Origin of the sequence: Burkholderia sp. BDU5 (genome assembly GCF_001522845.1) — a bacterium.
In the GTDB taxonomy this organism is placed as follows: Bacteria; Pseudomonadota; Gammaproteobacteria; order Burkholderiales; family Burkholderiaceae; genus Burkholderia; species Burkholderia mayonis.
This window is the reverse complement of sequence record NZ_LOWC01000075.1, coordinates 18,250-40,337: the sequence shown is the minus strand read 5'-3', so window position 1 is coordinate 40,337 and position 22,088 is coordinate 18,250. Positions and strand designations below refer to the sequence as shown.

Below are 22,088 nucleotides of genomic sequence, written 5' to 3'. Positions count from 1 at the left end.
AAAAAGAACGATCGTTCAATTTAGTGGCGGCCCGCGCGGCGATGCACGCGCGGGCCCGTTTCGCGGACGCTCAGGCGCCGACGGCCGTCGGCAGCACGTGGCCCCGGAACTGCTCGCGCAGCTTGAGCTTCTGCAGCTTGCCCGTCGCCGTGTGCGGCAGCGCGTCGACGAACGCGACGTCGTCCGGAATCCACCATTTCGCGACCTTGCCCTCGTAGAACGCGAGCAGCGCGTCGCGCGTCACGTCCATTCCGGCGCGCCTGACGACGACGAGGAGCGGCCGTTCGGTCCACTTCGGATGCGCGCACGCGATACACGCGGCCTCGGCGACGGCCGGATGCGCGACCGCGACGTTCTCGATGTCGATCGAGCTGATCCACTCGCCCCCCGACTTGATCACGTCCTTGCTGCGGTCGGTGATCTGCAGGAAGCCGTCGGCGTCGATCGTCGCGACGTCGCCCGTCGGAAACCAGCCGTCGACGAGCGGCGACCCGTCGATGCCGAAATAGCGATCGATCACCCACGGGCCGCGCACCTGCAGGTCGCCGAATGCGACGCCGTCCCACGGCAGCTCGCGGCCGTCCTCGCCGACGATCCGCATGTCGATCCCGTAGATCACCCGGCCCTGTTTCCCGAGGAGCCGCCGCTGCTCATCGACGGGCCGCTGCGACTGCGCCCAGTTGAGCTTCGACAGCGTGCCGAGCGGCGACAGCTCCGTCATCCCCCACGCGTGGATCACGCGCACGTCGTAGACGTCCTCGAACGTCGTCAGCATCGACGGCGGACACGCGGAACCGCCGATCACCGTGCGATTGAGCGTCGAGAAGCGCACGCCGGCCTCGCGCATGTAGTTGAGGAGGCCGAGCCAGACGGTCGGCACGCCCGCCGAGAACGTCACGCGCTCGGCTTGCATCAATTCGTACAGCGACTTGCCGTCCAGATCCTTGCCCGGCAGCACGAGCTTGCTGCCGGTCAGCGCCGCCGTGTACGGCAGGCCCCATGCGTTGACGTGGAACATCGGCACGACGGGCAGCGCCGCGTCGAGCGACGACAGCCCCATCGCGTCGGGCAGCGCCGCGCCGTACGCGTGCAGCACCGTCGAGCGATGCGAATAGAGCGCCCCCTTCGGATGGCCGGTCGTGCCCGACGTGTAGCAGAGCGACGACGCCTGCCGCTCGTCGAGGAGCGGCCATGCATAATCGCCGTCTTCCGCGCCGACGAGCGTTTCGTAGCAGAGATACGGCGTCGCGCCCTTCGGCAGGTGCGCGTCGTCCGTCATCGCGATCCAGCCTTTCACGTTCGGGCATTGCGGCGCGAGCTGGTCGACGAGCGGCGCGAAGGTCAGGTCGAAGAGCACGTAGCGGTCTTCGGCGTGATTGACGATGTACGCGATCTGCTCGGGAAAAAGGCGCGGATTGATCGTGTGGCAGACGGCGCCCATCCCGCTGATTCCGTAATACGCCTCGACGTGCCGGTAGCCGTTCCATGCGAGCGTTCCAATCCGGTCGCCGCCGCCCACGCCCAGGCGGATCAGCGCCTGCGCGAGCCGTTTGGAACGCATTTCGCAATCGCGATAGGTATAGCGGTGAATGTCGCCCTCGACGCGCCGCGATACGATCTCGACGTCGCCCGCATGCCGCGCCGCATGCGCGATCAGCGACGACACGAGAAGCGGCATATCCATCATCTGGCCCAGCAACGGCTTACCCATCGTCTTCCTTCTCCCTGAAGTATTTTTCCGATACGGTCTGCTGCGAACGGCTCGACGGCGCGCGGACGGCTTCAAGCGCCCCGCGCGGCGCGGACTTACAATATCGGCTAACTTACAGATCAGCAATATGTCGTTTTCCAGAAGCGAGGCCGCACCGGCCGCTCCTCTTCCCGATCTCGCCGCGACGCTCGCCGCGCCGCGCGACGATGCGTTCCTGCAACTCGGCGCCGCGTTCCTGACGCGGCTGCCCGCCGCGCCCCTGCCCGCGCCATACGTCGTCGGCTTCTCCGGCGAAGCGGCGCGGATGCTCGGGCTCGATCCCGCGCTGCGCGACGCGCCCGGCTTCGCCGAGCTGTTCTGCGGCAATCCGACTCGCGACTGGCAGCCGGCGTCGCTGCCGTACGCATCGGTCTACTCGGGCCATCAGTTCGGCGTGTGGGCGGGCCAGCTCGGCGACGGACGCGCGCTCACGATCGGCGAGATCGAGCACGGCGGCGGCCGCTACGAGCTGCAGTTGAAGGGCGCGGGCCGCACGCCGTATTCGCGGATGGGCGACGGCCGCGCGGTGCTGCGCTCGTCGGTTCGCGAGTTCCTGTGCTCGGAGGCGATGCATCATCTCGGCATCCCGACGACGCGCGCGCTCGCCGTGATCGGCTCCGACCAACCGGTGATCCGCGAGGAAATCGAAACCTCGGCGGTCGTCACGCGCGTCGCGGAGAGCTTCGTGCGCTTCGGCCATTTCGAGCACTTCTTCGCGAACGACCGGCCCGATCTGCTGCGCGCGCTCGCCGATCACGTGATCGACCGTTTCTATCCGTCGTGCCGCGACGCCGACGATCCCTATCTCGCGCTCCTCGCGGAAGCGACGCGGCGCACCGCGGAGCTCGTCGCGCAATGGCAGGCGGTCGGCTTCTGCCACGGCGTGATGAACACCGACAACATGTCGATCCTCGGCGTGACGATCGACTACGGCCCGTTCGGCTTCCTCGACGCGTTCGACGCAAAGCACATCTGCAATCACTCGGACACGCACGGCCGCTACGCATACCGGATGCAGCCGCGCATCGCGCACTGGAACTGCTTCTGTCTCGCGCAGGCGCTCTTGCCGCTCTTCGGCCTCCATCGCGACGCGCCGAACGAAGACGCGCGCGCCGAGCGCGCGGTCGAGGACGCGCACGCGGTGCTCGGACGCTTTCCCGAGCAGTTCGGCCCCGCGCTCGAACGCGCGATGCGCGCGAAGCTCGGCCTCGAGCTCGAACGCGACGGCGATGCGGCGCTCGCGAACCAGTTGCTCGAGATCATGGACGCGAGCCATGCCGATTTCACGCTGACGTTCCGCCACCTCGCGCGCGTGTCGAAGCACGACGCGCGCGGCGATGCGCCGGCGCGCGATCTCTTCATCGATCGCGACGCGTTCGATCGCTGGGCGAACCTCTACCGCGCGCGCCTGTCGGACGAAGCGCGCGACGACGCGACGCGCGCAGCCGCGATGGACCGCGCGAATCCGAAATACGTGCTGCGCAACCATCTCGCGGAAACGGCGATCCGCCGCGCGAAGGAGAAGGACTTTTCCGAAATCGAGCGCCTCGCGGCCGTGCTGCGGCGCCCGTTCGACGAGCAGCCGGAATATGACGCCTACGCGGCGCTGCCGCCCGACTGGGCGAGCGCGCTCGAGGTGAGCTGCTCGTCGTGACGCCGCGCCGCGGGCCGCGCGACGTTGCGCGGCCGCCCCGCGGGCGTTCCGCATGAATCCATCAGGAGAATAGAAGATGTCAGGAGATCGAGACGACCGGCGTTATCCGTATCAGGAGGACGACGCCGAGCTGCGCGGCCGGCTTTCGCCGCTGCAATACGAAGTCACGCAGCATGCGGCGACCGAGCGGCCGTTTACGGGCGAGTACACGGACACCGAGGACGCAGGGATCTACCACTGCATCGTCTGCGGCACCGCGCTCTTCGAATCCGGCGCGAAATACCACTCGGGCTGCGGCTGGCCCAGCTACTTCAAGCCGATCGACGGCGAGGTCATCGACGAGAAGATCGACTACACGCACGGGATGACGCGCGTCGAAGTGCGCTGCAACCATTGCGGCGCGCATCTCGGCCACGTGTTCGAGGACGGCCCGCGCGACAAAACCGGATTGCGGTACTGCATCAACTCGGCTGCGTTAAACTTCGAGGCTAAACCCGAGCGGAAGTGAGCCTGCGCCGGCCCCGAAAGCCGGCCGGCGCGCGCGCCGCGACGGGCGTCCCTACAACGGTGGCGGGTCACGCGCCCACCACGCAGCCGCGAGCACCATGAAATTTCTGTTCGATCTGTTCCCGATCATCCTGTTCTTCGCCGCCTTCAAGGTGTGGGGCATCTTCACGGCGACCGCTGTCGCGATCGCCGCCACCCTCACCCAGGTGGCCTGGGTCGCCTTCCGGCACCGGAAAGTCGACACGATGCTGTGGGTGAGTCTCGGCGTGATCGTCGTGTTCGGCGGCGCGACGCTCGTGCTGCATGACGAGAAGTTCATCCAATGGAAGCCGACCGTCCTCTACTGGCTGTTCGCGGCCGGCCTCGTCGCCGCGCGCTATGCGTTCGGCAAGAACCTGATCGAGAAGATGATGGGCAAGCAGCTCACGCTGCCCGATCCGGTCTGGGACAAGCTGAACCTCGCGTGGGCCGCGTTCTTCGCGGCGCTCGGCGTGACGAACCTGTACGTCGTGCGCAACTTCAGCGAATCGCAATGGGTCAACTTCAAGCTGTTCGGCACGACGGGCGCGATCGTCGTCTTCGTCATCCTGCAAAGCCTCTGGCTCGCGAAATACCTGAAGGAGGAGTGACGATGGGCGAGACCATCCTGCACGCCGCACCGGCCGAGCGCATCGCGCTCATCGAGACGCGTCTTTCCGCCGCGCTCGCCCCCGAATCACTCGACGTGCGCGACGACAGCGCGCAGCACGCGGGACACGCAGGCGCCGTCGCGGGCGGCCACTATACGGTCACGATCGTGTCGGCCGCGTTCGCCGGCAAGACCCGCGTCGCGCGGCATCGGCTGGTGTATGATGCGCTCGCCGATGCCATGCAGCGCGGCATTCACGCGCTCGCGATCGTTGCGTATACGCCAGAAGAATATCTAGAGTCTTCACGTTCTCAATAAGTCCGTCTCATTAGGAACTTCCCGATGATCCTGAAATCTCCCCGTCTGTGGGCCGCGGCAGCCGCTCTCGCAGCCGCTCCGGCTTTCGCCCAGAACATCGCCGTCGTAAACGGCACGCCGATTCCGAAGTCGCGCGCCGACGCGATGATCGCGCAACTCGTTCAGCAAGGTCAGCAGGACACGCCGCAGCTCGAGCAGGCGGTGCGCCAGGAACTCGTCAACCGCGAAATCCTGATGCAGGAAGCGATCAAGCGCGGGATTCCGAATCGTCCGGACGTAAAGGCGCAGATCGTCGTCGCGCAGCAGACCGCCGTGCTGCGCGCGCTGATCGAGGATTTCCTGAAGAAGAACCAGCCGAGCGACGCCGAGCTGAAGGCGCGCTACGACGACCTCGTGAAGAGCGCGGCGGGCCGCGAGTATCACCTGCACCACATCCTCGTCGACAACGAGCAGCAGGCGAAGGACCTGATCGCGAAGATCAAGGGCGGCGCGAAGTTCGAGGATCTCGCGAAGCAATTCTCGAAGGACCCGGGCTCGGCGAAGAACGGCGGCGATCTCGACTGGTCCGATCCGAAGGCATACGTGCCGGAATTCGCAGCGGCCGCGCAGCAGCTGCAGAAAGGCCAGATGACGGATGCGCCGGTGAAGACGCAGTTCGGCTGGCACATCATCCGCGTCGACGACATCCGCAGCATCACGCCGCCGCCGTTCGAGCAGGTCAAGCAGCAGATCGCGCAGCAGATGGTCCAGCAGAAGCTGCAGGCGTTCGAGGAAGGCCTGCGTCAGCAAGCGAAGGTCCAGTAACGATCGCCGCTTCGACACCGCATATTGCACGCGGCCGAACGTCGTAAAAAAAGCCGCTCCAAAATTGGAGCGGCTTTTTTGCATGCGGCGCAGACGAAACGTCGGTGTCGCGGCATCGCCGAATCGCCTTCGCATTCACGAGGCTCGCGCGGCGGACCGGCCGGTCGCACGAGCAGCAGAGTGCGCCTCGGCCGCACCCTTGCGGCAGCCGACCGCCCGACCGGCGCCGCGAAGAACGATGCCCCGTCTAGCGCCTGCGCTCAGCCGAGCCAGCGGCGCGCGTTGCGGAACACGCGCAGCCAGGGGCTCGCCTCGCCCCAGCCTTCCGGATGCCAGCTCATCGTCACCGTGCGATGGACACGCTCCATGTGCGGCATCAGCACCGTGAAGCGGCCATCCGCCGTCGTCACCGACGTGATGCCGGCGGGCGAGCCGTTCGGGTTGAACGGATAGCGCTCGGTCGCGTTGCCGCGGTGGTCGACGAAGCGCATCGCGACCGCGACGCTGCTTGCATCGCCCTGCTGCGAGAAGTCCGCATAGCCTTCGCCGTGCGCGACCGCCACCGGAATCCGCGAGCCTTCCATGCCGGCGAAGAAGATCGACGGCGAGCGCTGCACTTCGACGAACGACAGGCGCGCCTCGAACTGCTCGGACTTGTTGCGCGTGAACTTCGGCCACGCTTCGGCGCCCGGGATCATCGACGCGAGGCTCGACATCATCTGGCAGCCGTTGCAGATGCCGAGCGCGAACGTGTCGGGCCGCGCGAAGAACGCGGCGAACATCTCGGCCAGCTGATCGTTGAAGCGGATCGTCTTCGCCCAGCCTTCGCCCGCGCCCAGCACGTCGCCGTACGAGAACCCGCCGCACGCGACCGCCCCCGCGAAATCGGCGAGCGACGCACGGCCCGCGAGCAAGTCGCTCATGTGGACGTCGTGCGTGTCGAAGCCCGCGCGATCGAACGCGTAGGCGGTCTCCAGATGCGAGTTCACGCCCTGCTCGCGCAGAATCGCGACGCGCGGCCGCGCGCCCGTCGCGACGCTCGGAAAGGCGCCCCCTTGCGAGATGAACGGCGCGGCGACGTCTTCCGCCGGATCGAACGACAGCACGGGCGACAGGCCCGGGTCTTCCGCGTCGAGGATCGCGTCGTATTCGGCGTCCGCGCAGGCCGGGTTGTCGCGCAGCCGCGCGATCCGCCAGCTCACTTCGGCCCACGCGCGCTGCAGCTCGACGCGCGGCGCTTCGTAGACCTTCTTCGCATCGCGGTACACCTCGATCGCGTCGGTCTCGTTGACCGCGCCGATCACGTGCGAGCACGCGGACAGGCCATGCTCGCGCAGCACGCCGAGCACCGCGTCGCGGTCTTCCGCGCGCACCTGGACGACCGCGCCGAGCTCTTCGGAGAAAAGCGCGCGGATCGTCCGGTCTTCGCGGCGGCCGCTCGTCTGCTTCGCCCAGTCCTTCGCATCGCCGTAATCGGATTCGTGCTGCGCATCGAGCGTCAGCATGTCGACGTTCAGCGACACGCCCGCGTGCCCCGCGAACGCCATTTCGCAGACGGTCGCCCACAGGCCGCCGTCCGAGCGGTCGTGGTACGCGAGCAGCTTGCCTGCGCCGTTCAGCGACTGGATCGCCGCGAAGAAGCGCTTCAGGTCTTCCGGATCGTCGACGTCGGGCGCCGCGTCGCCGACCTGCTGCGTGACCTGCGCGAGAATGCTGCCGCCCAGGCGATTCTTGCCGCGGCCGAGGTCGATCGCGATCAGCACGCTCGCGCCGACGTCGGCGATGCGGCGCAGCTCCGGCGTCAGATGCCGGCGCACGTCCTCGACGGGCGCGAACGCCGAGATGATCAGCGACACCGGCGCGACGACTTCCTTCGCAACGCCATCCTCGTCCCACTTCGTCTTCATCGACAGCGAATCCTTGCCGACCGGGATGCCGATGCCGAGCGCGGGGCACAGCTCCATGCCGATCGCCTTCACGGTGTCGAAGAGCTTCGCGTCCTCGCCTTCGGTGCCGCACGCGGCCATCCAGTTCGCGGACAGCTTCAGCTTGTCGAGCGACGCGATCGGCGCGGCCGCGATGTTGGTGATCGCCTCGCCGACCGCCATCCGGCCCGACGCGGGCGCGTCGATCACCGCGAGCGGCGTGCGCTCGGCCATCGTCATCGCCTCGCCCGCGAAGCCCGCGTAGTCGAGCGCGGTGACCGCGCAGTCGGCGACGGGCACCTGCCACGGGCCGACCATCTGGTCGCGCACCGACGTGCCGCCAACCGTGCGGTCGCCGATCGTGATGAGGAACGACTTGCTCGCGACGGTCGGGTGCTTGAGCACGTCGCGCGCGACGTCGGCGAGCGACACGCCCGTCACGTCGACGCTCGCACGCGCGGCCGCGACGCGCTTCACGTCGCGGTGCATCCGCGGCGGCTTGCCGAGCAGCACCTCCATCGGCATGTCGACCGGATAGGCTTCGACGCCCGTCGCCTGATCGTCGACGAGCTGCAGTCGGCGCTCGTCCGTCGCGACGCCGACCACCGAGAACGGGCAGCGCTCGCGCGCGCAGATCGCCTCGAAGCGCGGCAGCTCGGCCGGCGCGATCGCCAGCACGTAGCGCTCCTGCGCCTCGTTCGACCAGATCTCGCGCGGCGACAGGCCCGACTCCTCGAGCGCGACCTTGCGCAGCTCGAAGCGCGCGCCCTTGCCTGCGCCGTCGACGATCTCGGGGAACGCGTTGGACAAGCCGCCCGCGCCGACGTCGTGGATGCTGAGGATCGGGTTCGCGTCGCCGAGCTGCCAGCAGCTGTTGATCACTTCCTGCGCGCGCCGCTCGATTTCCGGATTGCCGCGCTGGACCGAGTCGAAATCGAGTTCGGCCGTGTTCGCGCCCGTCGCCATCGAGCTCGCCGCGCCGCCGCCCATGCCGATCCGCATGCCGGGGCCGCCGATCTGGATGAGGAGCGAGCCGGCCGGCACGTCGTGCTTGTGCGTGTGCGCGTCGGAGATGTTGCCGATGCCGCCCGCGATCATGATCGGCTTGTGATAGCCGCGCACCTGGCCGCCGACGTTCTGCTCGTAGACGCGGAAGTAGCCGCCGAGGTTCGGGCGGCCGAATTCGTTGTTGAACGCGGCGCCGCCGAGCGGGCCGTCGATCATGATCGAGAGCGGCGACGCGATCCGGTCCGGGCGGCCGTACGGGCCATGCGGCGCGTCGGCATTGCGCTCGCCGACGGGCTGCGCGGCGTCGCGCGCGTTTTCCCACGGCTGGCGCGCGTCGGGCAAATCGAGGTTCGACACCGTGAAGCCCGCGAGGCCCGCCTTCGGCCGCGCGCCGCGGCCCGTCGCGCCTTCGTCGCGGATCTCGCCGCCCGCGCCGGTCGCCGCGCCCGGGAACGGCGAGATCGCCGTCGGGTGGTTGTGCGTCTCGACCTTCATCAGCGTGTGCGTGAGCTCGGTGTGGCGACCATAGCGCTCGGCGGGCTCGCCCGAGCCGTTCGCGCCGCGCGGGAACCAGCGTTCGGCCAGCGCGCCCCGCATGATCGACGAGTTGTCCGAATACGCGACGATCGTGCCTTGCGGGCTCATCTTCTCGGTGTTGCGGATCATCGCGAAGAGCGACATGTCCTGCGCCTGCCCGTCGATCGTCCACTGCGCGTTGAAGATCTTGTGGCGGCAGTGCTCGCTGTTCGCCTGCGCGAACATCATCAGCTCGACGTCGGTCGGGTTGCGCTCGAGCTTCTTGAATGCGTCGACGAGGTAGTCGATCTCGTCGTCGGCGAGCGCGAGGCCGAGCTCGACGTTCGCGCGCCCGAGCGCGCCGCGGCCCTGCGCGAGCACGTCGACCGTCGCGAGCGGCTTCGCCGGCAGCTCGTCGAACAGATGGCGCGCATCGTCGCGCGAGCCGACGACGCTTTCCGTCATCCGGTCGTGCAGCGCCGCCGCGACCGCCGCGCGCGCGTCGGCCGACAGCGCCTTCTTCGCGCCGACGCCCAGAATGCCGGCCTTGAGCGTCACCGTGAACTCGATTCCGCGCTCGATCCGCCGCACGCGCGACAGCCCGCAGTGCTGCGCGATGTCGGTCGCCTTGCTCGCCCACGGCGACACGGTGCCGAAGCGCGGCAGCACGACGAACGTGTCGGTCGCGCCCTTCTCGGCGGCGGGCTCGAACGGCGCGCCGTAGTGCATCAGCGCGTCGATGCGCGCGTTGTCGTCCGCGGCGAGCGGCTCATGCGCATTGACGAAATGCAGATACTGGCCGCGGACCGCGACGATGTCGCCGTCGATTTGCCGGAGCGCATCGAGCAGGCGGGTTTGACGGAAATCGGAAAGCGCCGAAGCACCGGGAAAACACGAGAAGTGAGCCATGGGCTGGACTGACGTCGATGAGTCGCGCAAGCTGGCGACGTGGGGCGTAAGGAAGGCCGTAATTATACCCGGAAGTCGCCCGCCGAACGGCCGCCCGCATGCGCCCGCCCGCATGCATCGAGCCGCGCCGCGCGCACCCGCACCGGCCGGCGCGCGTCATTTGGCGCTATCATGCGCGCTTCACCAGGCCGGGCACGGCCTGCCACGCGGATCTTCAATCGGGCCGGATGCGGCGCCTGTCATCGAATCGAACATGGATGTAATCGTCATCGGCGGAGGCATGGCCGGCATCGCCACCGCCTACCAGTTGCGCGCGGCCGGCCATCGCGTGTGCGTCGTCGAACGCCACGCGACGGTCGCGCAGGGCGCGAGCTACGGCCAGGGCGGCGCCCTGCTGCCGACGCCGCTCGACGTGTGGTTCGGCCCGACCTTCATGCGCGAGCGGCGCGCGCAGAAGAGCGGCATCGTCTACAGGCCGGGCTTCAACGGCGCGCTGCGGCGCTTCACGCGCCGCCTCGACGCGTTGCGCGAGCCCGTCGCGTTCGCCGCGCAGTACGCGAAGCTGCGGCCGCTCGTCGAACTGTCGCGCGATGCGATCGCCGACGTCGAAGCCCGCTTCGGCCTTGAATTCGAGCAGAAGAGCGGCGTGCTGCACGTCGTGCGCGAGCAAGCCGAATGGGACGACGCACAGCCCGCGCTCGACCTGATGCGCGACCTCGGCCTGCCTTACGAGACGCTCACGCCCGCCGCATGCGCGGCGCTCGAGCCGTCGATGCCGACCGAGCCCGCGTTCGCGGGTGGCGTGCTGTTCGCGCAGGAACGCACGGCGAACTGCCCGCTCTTCGTGAAGCTCGTCAAGCAGGTGCTCGACGAGCGCGACGTGCAGTTCCGGCTCGGCCGCGCGGTCGCCGCGATCCGCACCGACGCGAAGCGCGCGGCCGTCGAGCTCGCGCCCGACCCGGCCGACCCGCGCGCGGCGAAATCGAAGGAAGTCGACGTGGTCTCGGCCGACGCGATCGTCGTCGCGGCGGGCACCGAGAGCCTCGCGCTCGTCGAGCGGCTCGGCGTGCACGCGCCGCTGCATCCGGTGCGCGTCCACACGCTGACGGCGCCCCTCGCGTACGAGGAGCACGCGCCGCATCTGAGCATCGTCGATTCGGTCAAGCGGATCACGATCACGCGGCTCGGCCAGCGGCTGCGGATCGGCGGCGGCGCGGTGCTGCAAAGCGCGAAGGACATCGCGCGGCCGCTGCCTGAGCCGCTGTCGGAAGCGGCGCTCGCGCTCCTCGGCCAGGCGACGCACGACTGGCTGCCCGGCACCGCGAAGATCTCCGCCGCGCGCGCGTGGCAAGGCGCGAAGCTCCTGTCGCCGGACGGTCTGCCGGTCGTCGGGCCGACGGCCGATCCGCGGATTTTCGTCAACTTCGGCCACGGCCCGGCGGGCTGGGGCCTCGCGTTCGGGTCTGCTAAAGTGGTGGCGGATTACGTCGGCGGCGGCGCGCAGCGCGTGCCCGCCGACACGCTCGCCGCGCTGCGCGCGGAGCGCTTTGCCACCTGACGCCACCCGGCTGCACGCGGGCGGCGCGTGATCGCGAGCCGCCCATGATCGTCACTACCGATTCTCCCCTGCTTCACTCGTCCGATCCGTTCGACGCGCCGCCGATTCACGCGAGCGAGCCGCTCCTGACCGTCGCCGAGCTGCGCGGCGTCGAAACCGGGGCCGCCGCAGCGCTACCGCCGCACACGCTGATGGACCGCGCGGGCAAGTCCGCCGCGCAATGGCTCGCCACGCGGCTCGTCAGCGACCCGCGGCCCGTCTGGTTCGCGGTCGGCCCCGGCAACAACGGCGGCGACGCGCTCGTCGCCGCGGCCGAGCTGCGGCGGCTCGGCTTCGCGGCCGACGTCTGGATGCCGATCGAAGCGAAGCCCGACGACGCGCGCTGGGCGCTCGAACGCGCGCGCGCGGCGAACGTGCCGATCGACGACGCGGCGCCCGGATCGTTCGACGGCTACGGCTGGCTCGTCGACGGCCTGTTCGGCATCGGCCTCGCGCGGCCGCTCGACGGCGCGTTCGCGGCGATCGCACAGCGGATGGCGGCGCGCGCGCGGCACACGGGCCGCGTGCTCGCGCTCGACGTGCCGAGCGGCCTCGACAGCGACACCGGCGTGCACGTCGGCGCGGGGCCCGCTGTCGCGGCGACCGACACGCTGTCGTTCATCGCCGCGAAGCCCGGCCTCTACACCGGCGACGGGCGCGATCTCGCTGGCGAGATTCACGTCGCGCCCCTCGATCTCGACGCGCTCGCCGCGCCCGCGATCCGGCTGAACGCCCCCGACCTCTTCGGCGCGCGCCTGCCCGAACGCGCGTTCGCCTCGCACAAGGGCACGTACGGCAGCGTCGCGATCGTCGGCGGCGACACCGGCATGTGCGGCGCGCCGATCCTCGCCGCGCGCGCGGCGCTCTTCGCGGGCGCGGGCAAGGTCCACGTCGGCTTCGTCGGCGCGGGCGCGCCGCCGTACGATCCGCCATATCCGGAGCTGATGCTGCATCCCGCCGACGCGCTGCCGGCCGCCGCGCTCACCGCGCTCGCGATCGGTTGCGGGCTGGGCGCGAGCGAGCGCGCCGCGCGCACGCTCGCGGCGCTGCTGCCGCTCGATGCGCCGAAGCTGATCGACGCCGACGCCCTGAACCTGATCGCGAAGACGCCCGAGCTCGCCGATGCGCTCGCCGCGCGCGGCCGCGCGGGCGACGCCGCGGTCCTCACGCCACATCCGCTCGAAGCCGCGCGCCTCCTCGCGACCGATGCGGCCGACGTCCAGCGCGACCGCGTCGCGGCCGCCCGCGCGCTCGCCGCACGCTTCTCGGCGGTCGTCGTGCTGAAGGGGTCCGGCACCGTGATCGCCGCGCCCGACGGCCGCGTCGCGATCAACCCGACCGGTAACGCGGCGCTCGCCACCGGCGGCACGGGCGACGTGCTGGGCGGCCTGATCGGCGCGTTCCTCGCGCAGCGGATGCCGCGCTTCGAAGCCGCGCTCGCGGGCGTCTACCTGCACGGGCTCGCCGCCGAGCGGCTGTGCGCGGCGGGCGCGGGCCCGGCGGGCACGGCCGCGGGCGAGCTCGCGGCCGTGGTGCGCGTGCTGATCAATCGGCTGTTTTATACGCGGCCCGCCACGCCGGGCCAAGCGCCGCTATACTGATCGTCCCGCCGTAGGCGGGCTCCTCGTCCGCCCGCATGCCGCGCGCCGGCATGCGGGCGCGGCCTTCCCCGATTCGTGCTGTTTCGCTCCTGATCGCCATGACGCTGAATTCGCTCCCCGTTTGGCCCGCGCTGCAAGCGCACTACGAAGAGATCCGCGACGCGCATCTGCGCGACTGGTTCGCCCTCGCCAACGATCCCGCCCCCACGCGCGCCGAGCGCTTCACGTTCGAAGGCGGCGGCCTCGCCGCCGACTTCTCGAAGAACCGCATCACCGACGCGACGCTGCGTCTTCTCGTCCAGCTCGCGCGCGAAGCGGGCGTCGAAGCGCGCCGCGACGCGATGTTCGCGGGCGAGATCGTGAATCCGACCGAGGGCCGCGCCGCGCTGCACACCGCGCTGCGCGCGAATTCGCCCGACGCGCCGTTCCACGCGCAGGTCGCGGCCGAGCGCGCGAAGATGGCGCGTTTCGCCGACGCGGTGCGCAGCGGCGCGTGGACGGGCTACACCGGCAAGCGGATCCGCCATGTCGTGAACATCGGCATCGGCGGCTCGGACCTCGGGCCGAAGATGGTCGTCCATGCGCTGCATCACGTCGCGACGCCCGACATCTCGACGCACTTCGTGTCGAACGTCGACGGCGCCGATCTCGCGCGCGTGCTCGAGCAGATCGATCCGGAAGAGACGCTCGCGATCATCGTGTCGAAGACCTTCACGACGCTCGAGACGATGACGAACGCGCGCTCGCTGCGCGACTGGTTCGTCGCGAAGGGCTGCCCGGAGAACGCGCTCGCGAAGCACTTCGTCGGCGTGTCGGCGAATCCCGCCGAGGTCGTCAAGTTCGGCATCGCCGAGACGAACGTGTTCGAGATGTGGGACTGGGTCGGCGGCCGCTATTCGCTGTGGTCGGCGGTCGGCCTGTCGATCATGATCGCGATCGGGCCGGAGCGCTTCGACGAGCTGCTCGCCGGCGCGCACGACATGGACGAGCACTTCCGCATCGCGCCGCTCGAACGCAACCTGCCGGTGCTGCAGGGCCTCGTCGGCATCTGGTATCGCCATTTCTTCGGCGCGCAGAGCTACCTCGTCGCGCCGTACTCGGAAGCGCTGCATTACCTGCCGTCGTATCTGCAGCAGCTCGAGATGGAGAGCAACGGCAAGTCTGCGCAAATCGACGGCGCGTTCGTCGACTACCCGACGTCCGCCGTCACCTGGGGCGAGCCCGGCACGAACGGGCAGCACGCATTCTTCCAGATGCTGCACCAGGGCCCGACGCTCGTGCCGATCGACTTCATCGCCGTGCTCACGCCCGAGCATCCGTTCGCGAGCCATCATCCGAAGCTGCTCGCGAACTGCTTCGCGCAGAGCGAGGCGCTGATGCTCGGCCGCACGCTCGACGAAGCGCGCAAGATCGCCGGCCCGGACAAGCCCGAGCTCGCGCCGCACCAGACGTTCCCGGGCAACCGGCCGACGACGACGCTGCTCGTCGACGCGCTCACGCCGCGCACGCTCGGCGCGCTAATCGCGCTGTACGAGCACAAGGTGCTCGTACAGGCGGCCGTATGGAACATCAATCCGTTCGATCAGTGGGGCGTCGAGCTCGGCAAGATCCTCGGCAAGGTCGTCGAGGCCGATCTTACGGCCGCGCAAGCCGATCCGGCGAAGCACGATTCGTCGACGTCGACGCTGATCGCGCGCGCGCGAAAGGCGCTGGGTCGATAGGCAAGACGCGCGGCGACGGGCGCTGCGGCCGCGATGCGCCGTCGTCGTGCCGCTCGGTGCGCGCGATGCATCGATTCCGAGCGGCCCGGCTGCCGGTCTTGGGGTCTTGCGGTTTCACAGCATCGGCTTCTCTGCGCCGCGCAAGCCGAACGCCGTCCCACAGCACAGGCGCCCGCAGCATCGCCGAATCGGTCCGCGACGGGCAAGTTCGCCGACCGCCGGCCGATGACCGCCCGACGCACCGGCGTCAAGCCTGCGCTGCGCCCCGCGTCAGCTCGCCTCGTGCCGCACGTGATCCGCGCCGTGCAAATGCCCCGCTTCGAGCACGACCGTCGTGCCGCAGCGGCGCGCGAGTTCGGGATCGTGCGTGACGAGCACGAGCGTCGCTCCGTGCGTGCGATTCAGCTCGAACATCAGATCGATGACCGCATGGCCCGTCGCCGCGTCGAGACTGCCCGTCGGCTCGTCGGCGAACAGTAGCGCCGGACGCGTGACGAATGCGCGCGCGAGCGCGACGCGCTGCTGCTCGCCGCCCGACAAGAGCTTCGGATAGTGGCCGGTGCGCGCGCCGAGCCCCACTTCCTCGAGCAACGCGCGCGCGCGCTTCGCGGTCTCGCGCGCGCCGACACCGCCCTGCAGCTCGAGCGGCAGCATCACGTTCTCGAGCGCGGTCAGATGCGGCATCAGTTGAAACGACTGGAACACGAAGCCGACCGTGCCGTTGCGCAGCGCCGCGCGTGCGTCCTCGTCGAGCTGGCCGAGATCCTGGCCGAACAGGCGAACCGTGCCCTCGGTCGCGCTGTCCAAGCCGGCGAGCAGGCCGAGCAGCGTCGATTTGCCCGATCCGGACGCCCCGACGATCGCGACGCTGCTACCCGCACGGACCGTCAGGTCGATGCCGTCGAGAATCGTCAGTTCGCCGACGGCATCGGTGACACGCTTGCACACATTCCGTACTTCGATGATCGGATCGGTAATCTTGAGCATGAAACGCACTTTTCGCTGGAAGGTCGGCGCAACGCTCGCCGTGATCGCGACGTTCGGCGGCCCGGCATCCGCCGCAACGAATGCCGCGCCGTTGACGGACGCTCACGGCGGCAAGCCGGTGATCGTGGTGCTCGGCGACAGCCTGTCGGCCGAGTACGGCCTGCCGCGCGACACGGGCTGGGTTGCGCTGATGCGCACACGCCTCGCGGCCGAGCGGATCGATTATAGCGTCGCAAACGCAAGCATCTCCGGCGACACAACGAGCGGCGGCCGCGCGCGGCTGCCTGCGGTGCTCGCGCGGCTCAAGCCCGCCGTCGTCGTCGTCGAGCTCGGCGCGAACGACGCGCTGCGCGGCGTGCCGCTCACCGCGACCGAAAGCAATCTGCGCGAGATCGTCGCACAGGCGCGGCAGGCGCGCGCGCAGGTACTGCTCGTCGGCATGTACGTGCCGCCGAACTACGGGCCCGACTACACGCAGAAATTCCACGGCGTCTACACGGCGCTCTCGAAGGAGATGCGCGTGCCGCTCGTGCCGTTCCTGCTCGCCGGCATCGAGAACAAGCCCGACATGTTCCAGGCCGACCAGATCCATCCGACACAGGCCGCACAGCGCCGGTTGCTCGACAACGTATGGCCGGCGCTCAAGCCGCTGTTGCGCGCGTCGTCGCATTGATACGCTGATGCGCGGAGACGCCGCCCGCGCTCGTACCCGCGCCCAGCCGGCCGGCGGCGAACGTCCTGCTCCGTGGCGACGCGCCGGCGCCGACAGGCCGGCCGATACGACGCATGCCGACAAGCCGATGCGGCTTCGCATCGGCTTGTCGCCCGCTGCCCCCGCCATAGCGCCCGACACCGCTCGACGAATCGAGCCCCGAACGCCTGCTGAGCCGCCCGAGGCTGTCGCGTTCGCAGAAACGAAACAGCCCCGCACGATGGCGGGGCTGTTTCCTCATCGAACCGGCACGCTCGCGCGCGCCGTCGCCGTCAGTTCGAGCCGTCCTGCGCGGTGCCGGCGGCCGGGCCGTAGAGCTTGACCTTCGAGCGCGTGCGCAGCGACGCGAGATACGCCTCCGTCTCGCTTTGCGCGTACACCTGCGCGAGCTGCTGCTGAGCGGCTCCGAGGCGCTGATCGTCGACGGGCGCCGCGGCCGCGACCGAATTCACGCGGAAGATCGCATAGCCGTCGCTGCCGAGATCGACACCGACGTACGCAGGCAGCGTCTTCGGATCGACCTTGTAGATCGCGCTCACCGCCGCGGGCGGCAGCCCGTGCGCTTGCGTGCGCGAGATCTTGTCGGCCGCGGCGAAGCCCGCCGTCGACTTCGACTTGCGCAACTCCGCGAGCTTCGCTTCGCCGTCCTGCTTCGCGAGGCGCGCCGCCTCTTCGGCGACCACCTTCGCGCGCACCAGATCCTTGATCGCGTCGAGCGCGGGCACGACCGACGGCTGGTGATTCGTCACGTGCGCGGCAATCAGCGTGTTGTTGCCGACGTCGATCGCCTGCGTGTTGTTGCCGTTCTTCACCGAATCGACGGCGAACACGGCCGCGAGGAACTTCGCGTTGTTGAGCGGGCTGTCGGGCGGCAGCGCCGGGTTCGGCTGCGGCGACACCGTCGCGGTCTGGACCGTCAGCTTGTACTTGTCGGCGGCCGGCTGCAAACTCTTCGCCTTCTCGTACACGGTCGACGAGAAGCCTTCCGCGTTGTCGGCGAACGCCTTCGCCGCGAACTGCTGCTTCAGGTCGGCGGCGATCGAATCCTTCACCTCCGCGAGCGGCTTCACGACGGCCGGCTTCACGTCGGTCGCCTTCAGGATGTGGAAGCCGAAGTCGCCTTGCACGACGCCGCTGATTTCATCCTTCTTCAGCGCGAACGCGGCGTCGTCGAACGCAGTGCCGCCCGCGGTCGAGCCGCGCGTGATGAAGCCGAGGTCGCCGCCCTTCGCGGCCGACGGCGCATCCTGCGAGTTCTTCTCGGCGATCTGTGCGAACTGGTCCGGATGCGCCCTCACTTCAGCGAGCAACTGCTCAGCCTTCGCCTTCGCGGCCGCCTTGTCGGCCGCGCTCGCGTCCTTCGCCGCGGCGATGAAGATGTGGCTCACGCGCACCTGCGCGTCGGTGCGGTAGTGCGCGATGTTGTCGTCGTAGTACTTCTTGATGTCGACGTCGCTCGGCTGCGCCGCCGCGGCGGCCGTCGCCTGCGAGTAGACGAGGTACTGGATCGTCGCCGTCTCGCGCGTCGCGAACGCTTGCTTGTGCGCGTCGTAATAGGCGGAGATCTGCGCGTCGGTCGGCTGCACCTTCGCCGCGTAATCGGCCGACTTCAGCACCATCGGCTGCACCTCACGCTGCTGCTCGGCGAGTTCGGTCAGGCGGCGCGCGACGCTCTTCGGCGTGAACGCGCTCGACACGATGCTCGTCGGAATCTGCTGCAGCGCGAGGCTGTAGCGCACGCGCTCCTGGTATTGATCGGGCGTCATGCCTTGCATCGCGAGCATCTGCGTGTAGCGCTCGGCGTCGAATGAACCGTCCGGCTTCTTCAGCGACGAGATCACAGGATCGCCGAGGAGCGTCTGGCGCACCGCGCCGTCCGATGCGGTCAGGTGCAGGCGCTGCGTCTCGTCGGCGAGCGCGCGCTGCTGGATCAGTCCGTCGAGCAGTTGCTGACGGCGCTCCGGCGTGTCGAACGCCTTCATGTCGAACTGCGCGCCGAGCGCCTGGCGCGCCTGGTCGATCTGCTGGCGCAGCATGCCGTCGAACTCGGCACGCGTGATCTTGTGTCCGTTGACGGCCGCGACGTTCGCGCTTTCGTCGAAGAACCCACGGAAACCCTGAATGCCGACGATCCCAAGCCCCGGCAGCACGATCAGGAGCAGGAAGAACATCATCAGGCGCTGGTGATTGCGAAAGAAATCGAGCATGCGTGACGGCGTGAGCTGGACAAAACGCCCGATATTACAACAGCGGGCAAGAAAAAAGGCGAACCGGAGTTCGCCTTTCGGGATGATGGCGGAGCGGACGGGACTCGAACCCGCGACCCCCGGCGTGACAGGCCGGTATTCTAACCGACTGAACTACCGCTCCTTGGTCTTGCTTGCATGCGGGGAATGGCACCGAACCGCATGCCGAGGCGCCCGGCTCGCTCGAACCCTGGGCGGGCAAGGCGCGCACTCGGCGCACTCGGCCGGACCCAGCAGCTACCGCGACAGCGCGACAATCTGCAATGGTATCCGAAGCTGTCGTTCGGGCGCAACGGCAATTTATTTGTTTGCCGCTTGCGATTCGGGGCACGATCTACGACGGACCACGCCTCACGAATTGCCAATCGCCACTCACGGCCCCCGCCTTCCGTCGACGATGTGAAACGCGCGAGTTGCCGGCCTCATCGGCAACGGCAACCGGCATGAAAGCCAAAGCGCGAATCGCACCGTGTCGCACCGCCAACCGACCGCCGCCGCACGCCGACAATCGCCCGGCCGAGACGAGCGCGAAAAATCGCGCCGCCCGGGCGGGATCGTCGACGGTCGCCGTGCCGGCCAGCACCGCATCGAGCGGCACCGATGACGCGGCCCCGGAGAACGGCTCGAACGCCTCGTCCGTGGTACGCGTAGACGACGGCAGGCCCGCCGCCCATCATCACCACGACGCCGGCGGCGTCGAGAATCTCGCGATCGGACGCGCCCGCATGTAACGCTTCGTGCACGTAGTAGCCAATACAGTCGTCGATATAGTCGTCGCATTGCGCCGCGATCGCGATCAGCTGCTTGTCGCGTTCGTCGATCGCGCTACCCGCGAGCGCCGGCCGATGCATTCGGAAGAATCCGTCGAGCACGGGTCCGAGCGGACTATTCGCCGGCCTGCCCAGCATCACCTGAAATTCAGGTGATATTGCTCGGGATTGATTTTCCTCATCTTCGGTCTCGTGGCGGCCTGTCTACGACAGCCGGAGCATGGTCCCGGCCAGCCCGCCGCGCGTCGAGCGCCACGGCACGGCCGAGGAACCACAATCGAGGCACGGCGCTCCATGCGAAGCGCGTTCACGCGGCGTCGCCAGCATGACGAAAATGCGTTCGCCACGAAACGACTGTGTGCGGGCGGCCGGTCCGCCGAATGATGCGCGTCAACGCAGCTCGACGTCCTGCGCATTCGCGCGCGGCGCTCATCGACGCCAATACGCGCGAACGAGCTGTTCGTCGAGGCTGTATTTCAGGTCGAGCGAGCCCTGATATGCGGACTTGAGCGCCGAGCCGAGATTGCGCGCCAGATGGACGTCGGTGGTGGTCACGACCGTCGCGCCGTCGTCGGTGTCGATCGACATGATCCTCTGCATCGGGTGCCCCTCGCGCGTACGCTCCTCGTGATGGCGCAGCAACTGGAGCAGCTCGGACAGATGCTCGTTGGCGAATGGTCCGTCGATATGGAGATAGCCGGCCGGCAGACGCTCGGCGGTACGCTGACAGGCGCCGCATTGATGCTCGTGCGCGTCGTCGGGACGCGCGAGCCACTGCCAGCGCCCGGCGCTGAAGACCGCGCCACAGGTCGGGCACACCGTCGGCTCGCGCAGTTTGCGACGCATCGCATAAGGATCTTGCGCGAGCCCGGGATAAACCTCTTCGTGACTGCCTGCCTTGAAAGGCCGCGTGCGATGGTTCATGGAGACGCTCCTTGCATGACACCGAACGAATGCAACGACAACCTCAGCCTATGGCAGGTGTCCGCGCCGACGTTGACCTGAGTCAACGAAGCCATGCCGCGCATCGGGCGCTCGCGCACCGAGCGCTGCGGTGTGCGACGCTCGCGTTCATACCATGCGCGTCGCACCTTTCCCGCTCACGCAAGATGCGCCGCCGCATCACGGCGCACGCGCGCCGTGAATGCACCTCGCGCCCGTCCGAACGCAATCGCCCAGCGTTGATCGACGTCAAGCCGCAATTCGGGCCACGGCGAACAATGAACGCGTCGCCGCCCGCAAGGATCCGAGCCGCGCGAATCCGCTTCGCGCATCGTCCGTGGTCGACGACGCATACGCACGACCAACTTCGTTTTTCACCGAGTACAACAATGAAATTACCGCTCGAAATCTCGATTCAAGGCATGCCTCGCTCCGACACGCTCGAAGAGGCCGTCGCCCGCCACGCCGCCAAGCTCGAACGCTATTGCGCCGACATCATCCGCTGCCGGGTCAGCGTGATCCTCGACGACAAGCACAAGCACCGGGGCAAGCCGTTCGACGTGCACATCGACGTGACGATCCCGGGGCGCGAGCTCGTGTCCAATCGCGAATCCGACGAGGACGTGTACGTCGCGTTGCGCGACGCGTTCAAGAATGCCGAGCGGATGCTCGACGACGCGGTGAACAAGCGCCAGGATCGGACGAAGCAGTCCGTGTGATGTGGTGCGGCATCGCCGCAGGCCTCGCGCGCCACGAGCCGCGCCGCGGCGGGCCGTGAGTGCGCGGCGCCCGCCCGCACATGCGAGCCGACGACGCTGCACCCATGGCACGGCACCCATGGCATCTTGAGGCCAGCCGAACGACGCCAAACGATCGCAGCGTGGCGCCGCAATACGCGCCCCGGCGTCGTCATCGCTGTAATTCGGCGACTGGCCGGGAGCGGCGCCTTCAAGCGAGCCGCGTTTCTCCAACGGAGCCGCAAAACAAAAAACCCGCAAAGGCAATCGCCATGCGGGTTTCAGTCATTGCTGCAGTCTTCTTCGGGTTGCGTCGAACGCGTGTCGCGAAACGGAACTGGTGGGTGCTGAGAGGCTCGAACTCCCGACCTACGCCTTGTAAGGGCGCCGCTCTACCAACTGAGCTAAGCACCCGCTCCGGATTCACACCGTTCTAGACCGGGGCATCGCCCCTTCAAATAACAAGCCTATCAGTTTAGCGCATCCTTTAGTGCTTTGCCAGCCCTAAATTTAGGCATGTTCGCCGCGCGGATCTCGATCGCCTCGCCAGTACGCGGGTCGCGGCCGACGCGCGCAGCGCGCTTGCCGACCTCGAACGTGCCGAAGCCGACGAGCGTCACCGCGCCGCCCTGCTGCAGCGCGCTCGTGACGCCGCTGAGCAGCGCGTCGAGGGCACGCGCCGCCGCCGACTTCGACAGGTCCGCCTGCCTTGCGATATGTTCGATCAATTCGGTCTTGTTCATCCACGCTCCGTAG

Annotated in this window: 17 protein-coding genes and 2 tRNA genes; 10 read left to right on the top strand and 9 right to left on the bottom strand. The window is 68.7% G+C overall.

Annotated elements, in window-relative coordinates:
* Positions 1-70: 70 nt before the first annotated feature.
* Complete coding sequence (locus tag WS69_RS13500) at positions 71-1,711, bottom strand: 3-(methylthio)propionyl-CoA ligase (RefSeq protein WP_059471264.1); 1,641 nt, start codon at positions 1,709-1,711, stop codon at positions 71-73.
* A gap of 127 nt (positions 1,712-1,838) precedes the next feature.
* Here WS69_RS13500 and WS69_RS13495 point away from each other — a divergent pair, with 127 nt between their 5' ends.
* The 5 genes from WS69_RS13495 (at position 1,839) to WS69_RS13475 (ending at position 5,661) form a co-directional block, all read left to right on the top strand.
* Entirely contained in the window at positions 1,839-3,404 is a 1,566-nt protein-coding gene (locus WS69_RS13495; RefSeq protein WP_059471263.1) for a protein adenylyltransferase SelO, read from the top strand.
* Positions 3,405-3,480: 76 nt separating this feature from the next.
* Complete coding sequence (gene msrB, locus WS69_RS13490) at positions 3,481-3,912, top strand: peptide-methionine (R)-S-oxide reductase MsrB (RefSeq protein WP_059471262.1); 432 nt, start codon at positions 3,481-3,483, stop codon at positions 3,910-3,912.
* A 97-nt stretch (positions 3,913-4,009) separates the two neighbouring features.
* Positions 4,010-4,540 carry a septation protein A gene (locus tag WS69_RS13485; protein ID WP_059471261.1) on the top strand — a complete coding sequence of 177 codons (531 nt, stop codon included), beginning with the start codon at positions 4,010-4,012 and terminating at the stop codon, positions 4,538-4,540.
* Between the two features lie 2 nt (positions 4,541-4,542).
* Positions 4,543-4,857, top strand: coding sequence for a BolA family protein (locus WS69_RS13480; RefSeq protein WP_059471260.1), 315 nt, complete (start codon positions 4,543-4,545; stop codon positions 4,855-4,857).
* A gap of 24 nt (positions 4,858-4,881) precedes the next feature.
* The gene (locus WS69_RS13475; RefSeq protein WP_059471259.1) at positions 4,882-5,661 is read left to right on the top strand and encodes a peptidylprolyl isomerase; all 780 of its coding nucleotides are present in this window, start codon (positions 4,882-4,884) and stop codon (positions 5,659-5,661) included.
* Between the two features lie 260 nt (positions 5,662-5,921).
* Here WS69_RS13475 and purL read toward each other — a convergent pair whose 3' ends face one another.
* Positions 5,922-10,019: a phosphoribosylformylglycinamidine synthase gene (purL, locus tag WS69_RS13470; protein WP_059471258.1), complete on the bottom strand. Its 4,098-nt coding sequence runs from the start codon at positions 10,017-10,019 to the stop codon at positions 5,922-5,924.
* A gap of 253 nt (positions 10,020-10,272) precedes the next feature.
* On the opposite strand from purL, the gene WS69_RS13465 reads away from it, so the two are divergent.
* The 3 genes from WS69_RS13465 to pgi all read left to right on the top strand — a co-directional run bounded on the left by WS69_RS13465 (position 10,273) and on the right by pgi (position 14,938).
* Positions 10,273-11,577 (top strand): FAD-dependent oxidoreductase, encoded by a 1,305-nt coding sequence (locus tag WS69_RS13465; protein ID WP_059471257.1) that lies wholly within the window; start codon positions 10,273-10,275, stop codon positions 11,575-11,577.
* Between the two features lie 44 nt (positions 11,578-11,621).
* Positions 11,622-13,217 (top strand): NAD(P)H-hydrate dehydratase, encoded by a 1,596-nt coding sequence (locus tag WS69_RS13460; RefSeq protein ID WP_059471256.1) that lies wholly within the window; start codon positions 11,622-11,624, stop codon positions 13,215-13,217.
* A gap of 98 nt (positions 13,218-13,315) precedes the next feature.
* On the top strand, positions 13,316-14,938 hold the full coding sequence (gene pgi, locus WS69_RS13455) for a glucose-6-phosphate isomerase (protein ID WP_059471255.1): 1,623 nt from the start codon (positions 13,316-13,318) through the stop codon (positions 14,936-14,938).
* 270 nt (positions 14,939-15,208) lie between these two features.
* On the opposite strand, the gene WS69_RS13450 is transcribed toward pgi, so the two are convergent.
* Positions 15,209-15,925: an ABC transporter ATP-binding protein gene (locus WS69_RS13450; protein WP_059471254.1), complete on the bottom strand. Its 717-nt coding sequence runs from the start codon at positions 15,923-15,925 to the stop codon at positions 15,209-15,211.
* Between WS69_RS13450 and WS69_RS13445 the strand changes: the two genes are divergently transcribed.
* Complete coding sequence (locus tag WS69_RS13445; RefSeq protein ID WP_059471253.1) at positions 15,924-16,598, top strand: arylesterase; 675 nt, start codon at positions 15,924-15,926, stop codon at positions 16,596-16,598. The genes WS69_RS13450 and WS69_RS13445 overlap by 2 nt on opposite strands.
* 311 nt (positions 16,599-16,909) lie before the next feature.
* On the opposite strand, the gene WS69_RS13440 is transcribed toward WS69_RS13445, so the two are convergent.
* The 4 genes from WS69_RS13440 to WS69_RS13425 form a co-directional block, all read right to left on the bottom strand.
* On the bottom strand, positions 16,910-18,844 hold the full coding sequence (locus WS69_RS13440) for a SurA N-terminal domain-containing protein (protein ID WP_059471252.1): 1,935 nt from the start codon (positions 18,842-18,844) through the stop codon (positions 16,910-16,912).
* Positions 18,845-18,930: 86 nt separating this feature from the next.
* A tRNA-Asp gene (locus WS69_RS13435) sits at positions 18,931-19,007 on the bottom strand.
* 298 nt (positions 19,008-19,305) lie between these two features.
* Positions 19,306-19,755, bottom strand: coding sequence for a carboxymuconolactone decarboxylase family protein (locus WS69_RS13430; protein WP_226382820.1), 450 nt, complete (start codon positions 19,753-19,755; stop codon positions 19,306-19,308).
* Positions 19,756-20,082: 327 nt separating this feature from the next.
* Positions 20,083-20,577 carry a BCAM0308 family protein gene (locus tag WS69_RS13425; RefSeq protein ID WP_059471251.1) on the bottom strand — a complete coding sequence of 165 codons (495 nt, stop codon included), beginning with the start codon at positions 20,575-20,577 and terminating at the stop codon, positions 20,083-20,085.
* A gap of 407 nt (positions 20,578-20,984) precedes the next feature.
* Here WS69_RS13425 and WS69_RS13420 point away from each other — a divergent pair, with 407 nt between their 5' ends.
* Positions 20,985-21,314: an HPF/RaiA family ribosome-associated protein gene (locus tag WS69_RS13420; RefSeq protein WP_059471250.1), complete on the top strand. Its 330-nt coding sequence runs from the start codon at positions 20,985-20,987 to the stop codon at positions 21,312-21,314.
* 356 nt (positions 21,315-21,670) lie between these two features.
* Here WS69_RS13420 and WS69_RS13415 read toward each other — a convergent pair.
* Positions 21,671-21,746 (bottom strand) — tRNA-Val (locus WS69_RS13415).
* A 56-nt stretch (positions 21,747-21,802) separates the two neighbouring features.
* Positions 21,803-22,075, bottom strand: coding sequence for an HU family DNA-binding protein (locus WS69_RS13410; RefSeq protein WP_059471297.1), 273 nt, complete (start codon positions 22,073-22,075; stop codon positions 21,803-21,805).
* Positions 22,076-22,088: the final 13 nt, after the last annotated feature.

Excerpts from the sequence above, each read along its gene's own strand:
- WS69_RS13500 (WP_059471264.1), bottom strand. The coding sequence starts at position 1,711 with ATGGGTAAGCCGTTGCTGGGCCAGATGATGGATATGCCGCTTCTCGTG.
- WS69_RS13495 (WP_059471263.1), top strand. The coding sequence starts at position 1,839 with ATGTCGTTTTCCAGAAGCGAGGCCGCACCGGCCGCTCCTCTTCCCGAT.
- msrB (WP_059471262.1), top strand. The coding sequence starts at position 3,481 with ATGTCAGGAGATCGAGACGACCGGCGTTATCCGTATCAGGAGGACGAC.
- WS69_RS13485 (WP_059471261.1), top strand. The coding sequence starts at position 4,010 with ATGAAATTTCTGTTCGATCTGTTCCCGATCATCCTGTTCTTCGCCGCC.
- WS69_RS13480 (WP_059471260.1), top strand. The coding sequence starts at position 4,543 with ATGGGCGAGACCATCCTGCACGCCGCACCGGCCGAGCGCATCGCGCTC.
- WS69_RS13475 (WP_059471259.1), top strand. The coding sequence starts at position 4,882 with ATGATCCTGAAATCTCCCCGTCTGTGGGCCGCGGCAGCCGCTCTCGCA.
- purL (WP_059471258.1), bottom strand. The coding sequence starts at position 10,019 with ATGGCTCACTTCTCGTGTTTTCCCGGTGCTTCGGCGCTTTCCGATTTC.
- WS69_RS13465 (WP_059471257.1), top strand. The coding sequence starts at position 10,273 with ATGGATGTAATCGTCATCGGCGGAGGCATGGCCGGCATCGCCACCGCC.
- WS69_RS13460 (WP_059471256.1), top strand. The coding sequence starts at position 11,622 with ATGATCGTCACTACCGATTCTCCCCTGCTTCACTCGTCCGATCCGTTC.
- pgi (WP_059471255.1), top strand. The coding sequence starts at position 13,316 with ATGACGCTGAATTCGCTCCCCGTTTGGCCCGCGCTGCAAGCGCACTAC.
- WS69_RS13445 (WP_059471253.1), top strand. The coding sequence starts at position 15,924 with ATGAAACGCACTTTTCGCTGGAAGGTCGGCGCAACGCTCGCCGTGATC.
- WS69_RS13450 (WP_059471254.1), bottom strand. The coding sequence starts at position 15,925 with ATGCTCAAGATTACCGATCCGATCATCGAAGTACGGAATGTGTGCAAG.
- WS69_RS13440 (WP_059471252.1), bottom strand. The coding sequence starts at position 18,844 with ATGCTCGATTTCTTTCGCAATCACCAGCGCCTGATGATGTTCTTCCTG.
- WS69_RS13425 (WP_059471251.1), bottom strand. The coding sequence starts at position 20,577 with ATGAACCATCGCACGCGGCCTTTCAAGGCAGGCAGTCACGAAGAGGTT.
- WS69_RS13420 (WP_059471250.1), top strand. The coding sequence starts at position 20,985 with ATGAAATTACCGCTCGAAATCTCGATTCAAGGCATGCCTCGCTCCGAC.
- WS69_RS13410 (WP_059471297.1), bottom strand. The coding sequence starts at position 22,075 with ATGAACAAGACCGAATTGATCGAACATATCGCAAGGCAGGCGGACCTG.